This window comes from Thermoflexus sp. (assembly GCF_034432235.1).
Taxonomy (GTDB): Bacteria; Chloroflexota; Anaerolineae; order Thermoflexales; family Thermoflexaceae; genus Thermoflexus.
In genome coordinates, this window is record NZ_DAOUCJ010000097.1 from 1 (window position 1) to 12,168 (window position 12,168).

Here is a 12,168-nt window from a genome sequence, read left to right on the forward strand (position 1 = left end):
TGCAGGGGGCAAAAGCCCCCTGCGGGGGGTGTCCCCCCCACCTTCTCCCTTCACCTCCTGTAAGGATGCTATAATTCCAGACAGCAACCTTTCAGGGCCGATCGACGCCCTCGGCTCCCGAAGCCTCCAGGGAAACCGGCTGCCCAACGTCTGGGGAAAGACGCCATGCCCGCTCGGGTTCGGATCGATTCGGAAACCCGCACGGTGACCGTGGAGTGGCCAGATGGCTTCCGGCGAACCTTCTCCTGGTCCCGATTGCGGGCCGCCTGTCCCTGCGCCCTGTGCCGCGCGGAGGCCCAGCAGGCTCAGGGGGATCCCCTGTTTCTGCGCCCCCGGCCGGATGATACGCTGATGGATTTCGCCTACGTGGGAAATTACGCGGTGCGCTTCTTCTGGGGGGACGGCCATTCCTCCGGCCTGTATACCTGGCGCTATCTGCGCGATCTGGATTCAGCGTAGAGGAACCGGTCCTCCTCTCTCCTGTGGCCCCCAGGGCCGCGGGAAGACGTGAAGTTGAAGTATGGAAAGGAGCTCGCTCTCCCGATGGCCCGTCTGGTCCTGATGGGATCTCCCGCCTTCGCCTTGCCGACCTTCCAGGCTCTGGCGGAGGAGCACGAGATCGCCGCGGTCTTCACGCAGCCGGATAAGCCGGCCGGCCGCGGCTTACGGCCCACCCCGCCTCCGGTGAAGATCTGGGCGGAAGCGCGGGGGTTGCCGGTGTTCCAGCCCCGTTCCCTCCGCCGGGATCCGGAAGCGGTGGCCCGGCTGCGGGATCTCCGGCCGGATGGGATCATCGTGGTGGCTTACGGCCTGATCCTGCCTCCGGAGGTCCTGCAGCTTCCCCCTTATGGATGTCTGAACCTCCATGCCTCCCTGCTCCCCCGTTATCGAGGCCCGGCGCCGATCCAGGCCGCCATCCTGAACGGCGATCCCGAGACGGGGGTGACCGTGATGTTGATGACCGAGGAAGTCGATGCCGGGCCGATTCTGGCGATGGAGCGGGAACCGATTTACCCCGAAGATACGGCGGAAACGCTGGGGGAACGTTTGGCCCGGCGCGGGGCCCGGCTGATGCGCGAGACCCTTCGCCGCTGGCTGGCCGGGGAGATCATCCCCCAGCCCCAGGATCCCTCCCAGGCCACCTACTGCCCACGGATCACCAAGGCCGACGGCGAGATCGACTGGCGACGGCCCGCCGTGGAGATCGAGCGGCGGATCCGCGCCTTCACGCCGTGGCCCGGAACGTATACGTTCTGGAAAGGACGTTTGCTGAAAATCGGCCGCGCCCGGGTTCGCTCCGATCTCCAGGCCCCGCCGGGGCGGGTGATACCGGTCGATCGGGGGGCCGCAGTGGGCACGGGGGAAGGCGCCCTGATGCTCCTGGAAGTCCAGCCGGAAGGCAAGCGAATGATGCCCATCGAGGCCTTCCTGAACGGGCATCCGGATTTCCTGGGGGCGACGCTGGGGCGGGAGGCATAGCATGGATCCGGCGGCCGCCCTGGAGACCACCCTGGTCTTCCTGATCACCAGCATTTTGCTTTATATGGTCCAGCGGGCGCTGCATCGCCATCTCCAGATCGCGCTCCATCGCCTCACGGGCCATCCGGATGCGGCAGTGATGCTTTACTGGGCCCTTCTATTCCCGGGGGTTTTCCTCCATGAGCTGAGCCACTGGCTCGCCGCCATGCTCCTGGGCGTCCGCCGCTATCGCTTCGCGATGTGGCCTCAACGGTCCGGCGGGCAGATCCGCCTGGGCGCCGTGCAGCTGGCCGAAGCCGATCCCTTCCGGATGAGCCTGATCGGCGCCGCGCCCCTGGGAGCCGGGCTGATGGTCATCGCCCTTGTGGGCGGCCGCTGGCCGGACGCTCCCGCTTCCGGTATCGCGCTGTGGGGCACCGCATGGCAGGTGCTGCAATCGCTCCCGCAGCGGGAATGGGGATGGGTGGGGTTCTATCTGATTTTCACGGTGGGCAATGCGATGTGGCCCAGCCCTTCGGATCGGGCGGCATGGCCGGCGATCGGGGTCGCCGGAGGTCTCCTCGCCCTTCTCTTCCTGCTCGCCGGCCCGATCTCGCTCCACCAGGCCCTCATGGCGCTGGCGATGGAAAGCCTCGCCCGGCTCATCCCCCTGCTCACAGCCGTGCTCCTGGTGAACCTCCCCATCCTGGCGGGGCTGATCGGGCTCAACGTGCTGCTCCCGATGACCCGCGGGAAGCCGGACGCTGTCCGGTAATGCCCAGGGCTCTTCCCTTGCGAATGAGCAGAGGTGCAAGTGGGTGCCTTCAGCGTGTCTCCGCACCAGAAGCTCGGATCCCTTCACCGGCATGCCTCAATTTCGTCGGAGAAGAAAGCCACCGGCTGACCAGCCGGAGGACCCTCTGCAGACAGCCGATGAAGCAATACACTCTCGTGCCCGGCTAAACTATAACCGGCGTGAGATTTTGGAGCGTCACTTTGCGCTCTTCCTTCAGACGGAAAACATACGCCGAAGCATCCAGGATCTCGATGCCGACGATCCGTCCGTCCGGGGCATAGTTGATGGCCACCTCTTCGGATAATCGGTAGGTGGTTACCTCAGCCGGTTCATCGCTCAGCCGGATGTATAAGGCATCTACCTCAGGATCATAAATAACTTGCATCTCAATCCTCCCGGGTTAGAAGTAAAACGTGTAAACGGTCACCACAACCAACCGTTCGGGTTCTTCGGCGACGATGGCCAATGCCTGCTTGATAGCATAGCGCCGACCACCCCACAAGCGTCCATAGTCGTCCATGTTTGGCCGGCACCTGTTCTCCTGAGCGGATGGTTTCAATCCCTTCCTCCTCAGTTGCTCCGCGCTCGGTCATCTGGAGCATAGCATGGCGAGAGAAATAGATCGGCTTCATCTCTGTGATTCCCCGAGATGGCGCTTTGCGACGTTCATTTCTCTGGACCCGGCGCCCCATCCAGCTCGTATCACATTTTACATGATGCGGCCGGCTTCCGTTTTGATGACCACGGCCACCACTGGCACATTTTCCGGCCCCATCTCGCGGATCACTACGGTGATGCGCCCGTCGGCGGGGCTCCATTGGGCGGAATGGGGATCGGCCATCTTCCCCGCCTGCGCGACAATCCACCCCAACGAATCCTGCTCGCCGTGCTGGGTCTGACCGGGGTGGAACTCGCGGCGGGCGTGCCCCTTGCTTTCCAGGATCACCACACCGCTATCGGGGGTGAAAAAGACGCGGCCGAAGCCGGGGTGAGGCGGGTCAAAGGGAATCTCGCAGCAGATGATGTCGCGCACATTGCAGCACACCCTTCGATTTTGATCGCATCCACGATGCTTTGATTGGTCAAGTTCCAGAAACGGTTGTGGGATATGGCCAGGCAGCGGCACCCGTGATATACTGAAAACGCCACCGACCCGGAATGGGCGGTGAGCCGGTGGGAGGGCATCCGCTTCATGATTCTCCTGCAACCGCCTGGAATGCCATGGGGCGACCGGGACGGTGCGGCCAGGGATCCGCTCCCGATTCCCTCTTTATCCCCGCTTGCTGAATCCGCGGGTTCTCCCCCGGCCCGGGAAGCCGGCGCAACCATCCCGTGGCCATCCATGGCGTCCGACCCGCTCCGGGGAAGCCGTGGGAGGCTCTCCCACTTATGGCTTTCCTCTTCACCGCGCCTGCATCCCCACGACCTCCCCAAACCCTCAGGAGGGGACCATGGCCCGAAAAAAGGTGACCATCCACACCCTTCAAGCCCGGAAAGCGGCTCGCGAGCCCATCACGATGATTACCGCGTATGATTATCCGACCGCCCTCGCCGTGGATCAGGCAGGCGTCGATGTGATCCTGGTGGGGGACTCTCTGGGCATGGTGGTCCTCGGTTACCCCAACACGCTCCCGGTGACGATGGAGGAAATGCTCCATCATGCGAAAGCCGTCGCCCGGGCGAACCCTTCCGCGCTGCTGGTGGGGGATCTCCCTTTCATGGCCTACCAGGCGGATATCGCGGAGGCTGTTCGGAACGCCGGCCGGTTTCTGAAGGAGGCCGGCATGGATGCCGTCAAACTGGAGGGGGGTCAGGAGATGGTTCCCACCATCGAGGCCATCATGCGCGCGGGGATCCCGGTGATGGGCCATATCGGCCTTACCCCCCAATCTCTGCATAGGCTGGGCGGCTACCGCCTCCAGGGGCGCACGGCCGCCGATGCCCGACGCCTGCTGGAGGACGCCCTGGCCCTCGAAGCCGCCGGTTGCTTCGCTATTGTCTTGGAGATGATCCCCGAGCCGGTGGCCGCGGCCATCACCCAGCGCCTGCGCATCCCCACCATCGGCATCGGGGCGGGGGCCGGCTGCGATGGGCAGGTGCTGGTCCTCCACGATCTCCTGGGCCTTTTCGACCGCTTCACGCCGCGGTTCGTGAAGAAGTATGCCGATCTCCACAGCGAGATCGTGCGCGCCGTTCAGGCCTATTGCGAGGACGTGCGCGGTCGTCGTTTCCCCGCCCCGGAACATGCCTTTTCTATGGATCCGGAGGAGCTGGCGGCCTTCCAGGCGATGCTGGAGGCCTTCCCGGCCCCCACACCGATGGAGGAACCCCGATGATGCGGATCGCTCTGCTGGGCACCGGGGCCATGGGGACCCTCTTTGGGGTTCGCCTGGCCCCCATCGCGGAGGTCTGGATGCTGGGCACATGGGCGGAGGCCCTGCAGGCTGCGCGGAGGCATGGCCTGCGCCTCACAACCCCTCAGGGGGAAGAGACCGCCCCCGTGGCCGTCGCTGCCGACCCCATGGAAGTGCCCCCGTGCGATCTCGCTCTCATCCTGGTGAAGGCCTATCAAACCGAACGGGCGGCCCGGTGGGCGGAGCAGGTGCTCCGCCCCGATGGCGTCGCCCTGACGCTTCAGAACGGCCTGGGGCCCTATGAGATCCTTCGCGAGCGCTTAAGCGCCGCCAGGGCCTTCCAGGGAGTCACCACCATGGGGGCGACGCTCATGGCTCCTGGCCACGCCCGGCTGGGCGGCGAGGGCCCGATCTGGCTGGGCCCCGCATCTTCGAACCGGCGGCAGATCCAGAAGATCGTCGATCTCCTGGAGCGAGCGGGGTTCCAGGTGGAGGTCCAGGAGGACCTGCAGGGGGTGATCTGGGGGAAACTGGTGGCCAACACGGCCATCAACCCCATTACGGCCCTCTTTGACGTTCCGAACGGGGCTCTGCTCGCACGTCCGGATCTCTGGCGCCTGGCCCGTGGGGTCGCGCGGGAGACCGCGGAGGTCGCCCGGGCCCAAGGGATCCCCCTGCCCTTCGAAGACCCGGAGGGCTTTGTCGCGGAGGTCTGCCGGCGGACATCGGAGAACTCTTCCTCCATGCGTCAGGATTTCCGTCGGGGGCGCCCGACGGAGATCGACGCGCTGAACGGCGCAGTGGCCGCCATCGGGCGGCGAATGGGGGTCCCGACCCCGTTGAACGAGGCGCTCTGGCGCTGGGTCAAAGCGGTGGAGGAACGACGGGGTATGGCCATGCGACCCGCAGAGCTGGAGCGGGGGCCGTCACCCGCCCTCGCCCAACAGATGGATCGAAGGAGCTTGAAAGGCCACGGAGGGTGAAGGTAAAGGCAAAGGATACAGGCCGGGTGGAACGCCTTCGACCGCTCACCGGGTTTCTCCGAAAACTATCATCGCGTGGAGGTTGACCATGCAGGTGGCCCGCACGATTGCAGAAGCCCGTGCCATCCGGCGGGCTCTTCCTGGCACATGGGGGTTCGTGCCGACGATGGGATATCTTCACGACGGGCACCTCTCCCTGGTCCGTCGGGCCCGTGCGGAGAATGACCATGTGGCCGTCAGCATCTTCGTGAATCCCACCCAGTTCGGGCCCCACGAGGACTATAACCGCTATCCCCGCGATTTAGAGCGGGATCTTCAGCTGCTCACGCCGCTGGGGGTGGATCTCGTCTTCGCGCCCCCGGTGGAGGAAATGTATCCGCCCGGCTTCCAAACCTGGGTGGTGGTGGAGGAGGTCAGCCGGCCGTTGGAGGGCGCCGCGCGGCCCGGCCACTTCCGGGGCGTGGCCACCGTCGTCACCAAGCTTTTCAACATCATCCAGCCGGACCGGGCGTATTTCGGCCAGAAGGATGCGCAGCAAGCCGTGGTGATCCGACGCATGGTCCAGGATCTCAACATCCCGGTGGAGATCGTGGTTTGCCCAACAGTTCGGGAACCGGATGGCCTAGCGATGAGCAGCCGGAACACTTATCTGGGCCCGGAGGAACGGCGGGCGGCCACGGTGCTGTTCCGGGCCCTCCAGGCCGCCAAAGCGCGCTATGAGGAGGGGGAACGGGATGCCGAGCGCCTGCGAGCGGTCATGCGCGAGGTGATCCAGGCTGAGCCGCTGGCCCGGCTGGATTATGTGAGCGTGGCGGATCCAGAGACCCTGCAGGAATTGAGCCGGGTGGAGGATCGGGCGCTTCTCTCACTGGCGGTCTACATTGGGAAGACGCGGCTGATCGACAACATCCTCCTCCCGGAATAAGAGGAGCACGGGGCGGTTGCAGGATGCGTCGAATGAATTCGACCTCCAAAGGCCTTCGGCCGATGGCCGGCCTTAGGGCGTCGAATGAATTCGACCTTTAGAGGCCTTCGGCCCACGGCCGGCCTCCGCCGGCCGAAGGGGGTTTTTGCGTCGGCACAGGCCGACGCGGGGCGCGTTAGCGCCTCACGAGGCCGATTTCAATCGGCGTGAAAGGCCTCCGGCCCATGGCCGGCCAAAAAGTCTTCCGCGTCGGCGCAGGCCGACGCCGGGCGCGAGCGGCGACGGAAGGTCGGAGCTGAAGCGTCGGGGCGAAAGCCCCTCCGACCAGCGGGGAAATGAATAGCGATCCGCCAGGCGGAGGGCAGCCGTTCCAGGAGGGAATTCGAATGCTGCTTTGTCTGGATATCGGGAACACCAACATCAAGGCCGGGGTTTTCGATGGAGAATCCCTGATCGCCCACTGGCGGTTCTCCACCCAGCGCCATCGCCTGGCCGATGAATACGCCGCCCTGTTCATGAACCTCTTCGCCCTTCACAGGATCCAGCCGCACGAAATCCGGGGCTGCGCCATCGCCTGCGTGGTGCCTCCTCTTCGGGCCGTGTTCGAAGAGATGATCCGACATTACCTGGGCGTTGAACCCCTCATGGTGGGACCTGGGATTAAAACCGGGATCCGGCTGATGGTGGAGAACCCGCGGGAGGTCGGCGCGGATCGGGTGGCGAACGCGGTGGCGACCTTCCGATTGTATGGAGGGCCGGCGATTGCGATCGCCTTCGGGACCGCCACGGTGTTCGATGTGATCTCAGGGGAAGGGGAATACCTGGGTGGGGCGATCGCCCCGGGGATCCTGGTGGCCGCGGAAGCGCTGGTCACCTCAGCCGCCCAGCTCTACCAGGTGGAGCTCATCCGGCCTCCCCGGGTCATCGGCCGCAACACGATCCAGGCCATGCAATCCGGTCTGATCCTGGGGTTCGCCAGCATGGTGGAGGGGATGATCCGCCGGATTCAAGCGGAACTGGAGGAGCCCGCGCGGGTGATCGCCACCGGCGGCCTCGCGGATATCATCGCCCATGAGGTTCGGGCCATCCAGGTGGTGGATCCCCACCTCACCCTCCATGGGCTTCGATTCCTGTTCGAGCTCAACCGCCGGGGGAAATAGAAAGGCGCCCCCACAAAATGGAGCAAGGGGGTGGATCCCTTCCAGGGATCCACCCCTCCCGAAGCGCCATGGATCAGGAAGCCCAGGGGCGCAACCGGAGCCATCGGGCCAGTAAAGCGAGCAGCAGCAACACCCCGATCGCGCCGAACCCCCACCCGATGGTGCTCCCCCCGGTTTGGGGCAGCCCCCTCGGCCGCGGGGTAGGGGTGGAACGGACGGGGGTGGCCGTACTCAGGGAGGTCGGGGTAGTGGTCGGCTGGCCAGCCACTGCCACCGGTGAAGGAGGTGTGGCGGTCGGGATCGGGGTAGGACGCAGCGTAGGCGTATAGGTCGGCGGCAACGGGCTCGGCGAAGGAAGCGGCGTGCGGGTTGGCGCCCCCGCCGGCGCGGCCGGCCGCCCCCGAGCCGGGCCGCTCAGAGCCAGATACAGGCCGATCGCGAACAGGAGCGCTACGAAAAGCCCTCCCAGAACCAGCACGCCCACCAGGAACGCCCGGTTCTGACCTTCCTCGGGGGGCAGCTCCTCCAGATCGATGTCGGCCATGGGCATTGCCTCCTTGTCAGGATCCTCAGCCTCGCTCTCCTTCCGCCAGGCAGGGCGCGGTATGTACCCCGCCTTTCTCCACCCCGCGGATTTCATCCAGGAGGAGGAAGCATCCTTGAGGCTCAGACCAGCAACATCATCCGTATCCCTCAGGGCCGGGGCGAACAGCTTCATCGCTCGCCGACCCAATCCATCGATGAACGCTTAAGAGCGAAGGATTTCCATGTTATAAACCGGGATCCAGACCTTTCCCTCCCCTCCGTCCAGCTGAATCTCCGCACACCAGCTCCGCAGACCGCTATCCAGCGTCCATGGATAAGGCGAAATCCTCAATACCGTTCCCGTGCGTCCCCGATATGGCTCCCGCAACAGGCGCACCTGGACACCAGGACGGAGATCGACCTCCCCGGCGGGCTCCAGAGGAGGGGGGTTCTCCGTAGGAACCGGGATGAGGATCTCCGGGCGACCCGGCCTACCATCCGAGCCCAGCAATGGCTGCACCACGAAAGCCTCCCGCCCTTGATAGAGGGAAAAGATCCGGAAGATCCCGGGATGCATCGGAAGACGACCGAATCCCTCGGTTAAAACGACAGGGAAAGAAAGATCGCGCACCATCGACAAAAGGGAAGTCTCCATGCTCCCGGCGATGATCCCACGAACCTGGAGCCGCTCTGCCTGCTCCAGGGCGCTGGGTTCGATCCATGCTCCTCCCACTACGATCGTGCCCTGAGCGACCGGGTCGATCGCCCGCGCCCGCAACGGCTCCGCCCCGCTGGTGACGATCCGGATCATCCCGCTGAATTCCGCTCCGCTGGACCAGAAGGCCTGGATCAGGGCACCGGTAGTTTCAATCACCGCGCCGTAGGCGGGAAGGACCTCCACCACCTTCCCCGGGAACCCTGCCCGGAGCTCCAGGGAACGCATCCCGGCCCGGATCAAGACCTTCCCTCCTCCGACCATGGCGATCTCCCCATCCACCGGCGAGCGCACCCGCAGGGTGCGCAGGCCCAGCCAGATCCGACGCCTCGCCAGGACCTCCTGCGCTCGCACGGAAGCGCCGGGCTTCCGCTGCAAATACGCGGCGGCCCGCTGAGGCGAGACCTTCAGGGCGCGGGCGATATCCACGATTACTACCCCCGCCGGTTGCTCCGCCACGGCCAGAACGGTGGCCGCATCCACCGCATCCCCGCGCTGAACCCGCACCTTCCCGGGGATCGGCAATCGACGCTCTCGACGGATCGTCGCCAGGGGTATGAACGTAACGGCCTCCGGGTAGAAACGCAGTGCTTCCATCATGGGTTATGCTCGAGAGCAAAGATGGTCCCCGCGTTCCTCCGTTCAAAGCTCGCGCAATCGGTCTCCGATGGAGAAGGCGAGATGTCCCTCTCCCGCAGCCCAAACGGCCACGAGAGAAGAGAGCGCGCGCATCCTTCAGGGTCGGGCCGGCCCGGGAAACCCCAGAAGGAAAACCGCATCAAAGGCCCCCGCCCAGGGCACCGATATCCCAGAGCCAGCGCTGGATCTGCTCCCGGCGCGCCTCGGGATCCTCCGCCAGCTGGAGCGGACGGCCCCGGCCATCCACAATGAGCCCCAACCATCCGCCCACAATCCGGATCCGCCGAGGGGCCCGTCGAGGCCCCCAACCCAGATCCACCGGGCGCCGCATCCGGAACCGCCGCAGTTCGGTTTCCCCCACCCCTGGAATGGGGACCACCTCCAGCCGTCCCCCCCGGGCCTCAATTTCATACACGGACTCAGAGCCGTCCGGCCCACGATGATGCACCTCAACGGTGAACAGCAACTCATCCAGAGCCACCGGGCCGTCCAGGGCGGGAGCCAGAACGGTGGCCATGGGGATCCACGGCCGGCTATGGATCACTTCCACCGCCAGCAAGGCATCCATCGCCGCCAGAGCCCCCAACGCCGGGGTAACCCCCACTGGGTCCCAAAGCAGAGTGGTGAGGCCCACCGGCTGGAGGGCATCCAGCGCCATCAGGGCCAGCGCGCCTGGGCGGGCATGAGAAGCAAAGGCTCCCCCAGTTAGAAGAATAGGCTCGAAAGCCCAGGCGGATCGCCCCAGTTCCGGCCAGAGCGTTCGCAGCTGTTCCCAGGCTTCCGCCAGGGCCTCGCGGGCGAACGCCAGCTCGATCCACATTTCTTCGATCGTTTGAGGGATGGAGAGGGGGTGCATGGCCTTCGTCCAGACGAAGGCTTCCATGGTTTCTGGACGGACCTCCTGAGGAAGCCATCGGGCGATGCGCTCATATCCCCGGCGTTGATACAGGCTCAGGATCCCCTGGCCGATCCCGCTCTCCGATTGCACGATTTGGGCCAGCAACCCGCCGTGGGCGGCCGTGACCACGGTATGATTCCCCCCCACATCCACCACCAGTGTCCCTCGATCCGGGGTCTCCAGGCTCAGGTAACGGGCCACATGGCTCAGCGCCCGGGCCGTCGGCACAACCTCCCCCCGGGCCCAGCTCTGCAAAAGAGAGAGGCCGGGAAGGCTCGCCAGCGCCCGCTCCACGTATCGCTGGTCCATCGCCTCCACCACCGGGCCGATGTGCTCCACATCCGCCCGGGGGCGGACGTTTTGCAACACCCGGAGGGGAAGCTCTCGACCGGCCAGGGCCACGGCTTCCTCCCGCAGGATCGCATTTCCGGCGAAGAGGATCCATGGGCGTTCTCCTTCGGGATGCAATCGGGCCGCCAGGGCCGCTGTTTCCAGGAGCGCCTGAACCGGCCGGACCGCTCCGCCGTCCATCCCTCCGGCGATTGCCACCAGCTGGGGCTCGGCAGCGATTAAGGCCTGCAACCACTCTTCCTCCGTTTGATGCCGCCCATCCAGGGGGGCCACCGAAAGGACTTCGGTGATGTAGGTGTAAGCGCTGGCCGCTGCCCGTCGGAGGCTGGCGAGGCTCCACTCCGGCGAAAGGCCTCCCAGGACCACCCGGATCGGAGGGGCCGCGCTCAGGGTCAACAGACACGCATCCACCCCCGCCCCTGTGGAGAGCTCAGGGGCAATCAGGATCCCCTGCGGATCCAGGAGAGGACGACCGGAAATCATGCTGAGATGCTCCAGCGCCCGGATCCCTCCCAGAGCCAGGTGAGGATGGGATCCACGCGGATGGGTAGGGGCGCTGGCGGCGGCCACAAAGCGAAAACGATCCTCTACCCGGGCAAACAGATGCGCACGGGTCTGTGTGCTTCCCACATCGATCGTCACCAGGCTCTTCCAGCTCATCTCCACTCCATCCCAGGGCTTTGAGGGCTGGGCGGAGCGCCCTCGGTGCCCTGCCCGGCCACCGAACGGCCTAACGCCACCATTGGCTCAATGTCTGAATCAGAAACTCCGCGCGACCGATCAGGAGGGAGATCCCGGTGATCAGCGCGCTGCCGAACAGCGTGCCGAGCGCGAACGCCCATATCGCGCGCCCCAGGGCCTGAACCCCCGTCCAGATGGAGCGCAGAACACGGCCTTGGACCGGGGGACGATAGAATTGAGCCGCTAGCACCGCCAGCATAGTCGCGACCAGCCCCAGAGAGATCCCCCGTCCCGCCCCAGCCACCAGCTGAGGACCAAGGGTTCCCCCCAATGCCCCTGCTCCCGCCACACCCAAACCGATCCCCAGGGCGATGGCCAGCCCGAGATCCCCTATCCACCCGAATCGAGGCACGCCCCCAGCCAGGATCAAAACCCCCAGCCCTGTCTCCAGAAACAGCAGCACCCGCCGCGGCGAATCGGTGGGGGTCATGAGCTCCCGCCACTGGGGGATCAGGACGTTCCAGAGCATCGCGGCCATGAAATAACCCACGCTGAGCCCGACCAGCACACTGGCGGCCAGCCGGTAAATCGCCGTGTCATCGATGAGATAGCTCATGATCATCAGGGTCAGAAGCAAAGCTACGATCGTCCCCGCGGATTCCATCGCCATCGCGCTTCCCCAA

At 65.5% G+C, this 12,168-nt stretch carries 13 protein-coding genes; 7 read left to right on the plus strand and 6 right to left on the minus strand.

What is annotated here, in order from left to right; all coding sequences use genetic code 11:
• Window positions 1–165: 165 nt before the first annotated feature.
• From VAE54_RS11855 to VAE54_RS11865, 3 genes are all read left to right on the plus strand, one after another.
• Window positions 166–459: a DUF971 domain-containing protein gene (locus tag VAE54_RS11855; RefSeq protein WP_322802177.1), complete on the plus strand. Its 294-nt coding sequence runs from the start codon at window positions 166–168 to the stop codon at window positions 457–459.
• 84 nt (window positions 460–543) lie between these two features.
• A complete protein-coding gene (gene fmt, locus VAE54_RS11860; protein WP_322802178.1) occupies window positions 544–1,479 on the plus strand; it encodes a methionyl-tRNA formyltransferase in 936 nt (311 codons plus the stop codon).
• A 1-nt stretch (window position 1,480) separates the two neighbouring features.
• Window positions 1,481–2,233, plus strand: a complete 753-nt coding sequence (locus VAE54_RS11865) for a hypothetical protein (protein ID WP_322802179.1) — start codon at window positions 1,481–1,483, stop codon at window positions 2,231–2,233.
• 184 nt (window positions 2,234–2,417) lie between these two features.
• Here the strand turns inward: VAE54_RS11865 and VAE54_RS11870 are convergent, their stop codons facing one another.
• Complete coding sequence (locus VAE54_RS11870) at window positions 2,418–2,639, minus strand: DUF2283 domain-containing protein (protein ID WP_322802180.1); 222 nt, start codon at window positions 2,637–2,639, stop codon at window positions 2,418–2,420.
• Window positions 2,640–2,963: 324 nt separating this feature from the next.
• Complete coding sequence (locus VAE54_RS11875; RefSeq protein ID WP_322802181.1) at window positions 2,964–3,287, minus strand: hypothetical protein; 324 nt, start codon at window positions 3,285–3,287, stop codon at window positions 2,964–2,966.
• 418 nt (window positions 3,288–3,705) lie between these two features.
• Between VAE54_RS11875 and panB the strand changes: the two genes are divergently transcribed.
• From panB to VAE54_RS11895, 4 genes are all read left to right on the plus strand, one after another.
• Window positions 3,706–4,590, plus strand: coding sequence for a 3-methyl-2-oxobutanoate hydroxymethyltransferase (gene panB / locus VAE54_RS11880; protein ID WP_322802182.1), 885 nt, complete (start codon window positions 3,706–3,708; stop codon window positions 4,588–4,590).
• Window positions 4,587–5,591 (plus strand): 2-dehydropantoate 2-reductase, encoded by a 1,005-nt coding sequence (locus VAE54_RS11885; RefSeq protein ID WP_322802183.1) that lies wholly within the window; start codon window positions 4,587–4,589, stop codon window positions 5,589–5,591. Before panB ends, VAE54_RS11885 begins: the two co-directional genes overlap by 4 nt.
• 88 nt (window positions 5,592–5,679) lie before the next feature.
• Window positions 5,680–6,516: a pantoate--beta-alanine ligase gene (gene panC, locus VAE54_RS11890; RefSeq protein WP_322802184.1), complete on the plus strand. Its 837-nt coding sequence runs from the start codon at window positions 5,680–5,682 to the stop codon at window positions 6,514–6,516.
• Window positions 6,517–6,902: 386 nt separating this feature from the next.
• Window positions 6,903–7,676, plus strand: coding sequence for a type III pantothenate kinase (locus VAE54_RS11895; protein WP_322802185.1), 774 nt, complete (start codon window positions 6,903–6,905; stop codon window positions 7,674–7,676).
• Between the two features lie 73 nt (window positions 7,677–7,749).
• Here the strand turns inward: VAE54_RS11895 and VAE54_RS11900 are convergent, their stop codons facing one another.
• The 4 genes from VAE54_RS11900 to VAE54_RS11915 form a co-directional block, all read right to left on the minus strand.
• Complete coding sequence (locus VAE54_RS11900) at window positions 7,750–8,220, minus strand: hypothetical protein (RefSeq protein WP_322802186.1); 471 nt, start codon at window positions 8,218–8,220, stop codon at window positions 7,750–7,752.
• Between the two features lie 204 nt (window positions 8,221–8,424).
• On the minus strand, window positions 8,425–9,516 hold the full coding sequence (locus VAE54_RS11905) for a hypothetical protein (protein ID WP_322802187.1): 1,092 nt from the start codon (window positions 9,514–9,516) through the stop codon (window positions 8,425–8,427).
• A 178-nt stretch (window positions 9,517–9,694) separates the two neighbouring features.
• Window positions 9,695–11,464 carry a glutamate mutase L gene (locus tag VAE54_RS11910; RefSeq protein WP_322802188.1) on the minus strand — a complete coding sequence of 590 codons (1,770 nt, stop codon included), beginning with the start codon at window positions 11,462–11,464 and terminating at the stop codon, window positions 9,695–9,697.
• A gap of 70 nt (window positions 11,465–11,534) precedes the next feature.
• Window positions 11,535–12,155 carry a hypothetical protein gene (locus VAE54_RS11915; RefSeq protein ID WP_322802189.1) on the minus strand — a complete coding sequence of 207 codons (621 nt, stop codon included), beginning with the start codon at window positions 12,153–12,155 and terminating at the stop codon, window positions 11,535–11,537.
• Window positions 12,156–12,168: the final 13 nt, after the last annotated feature.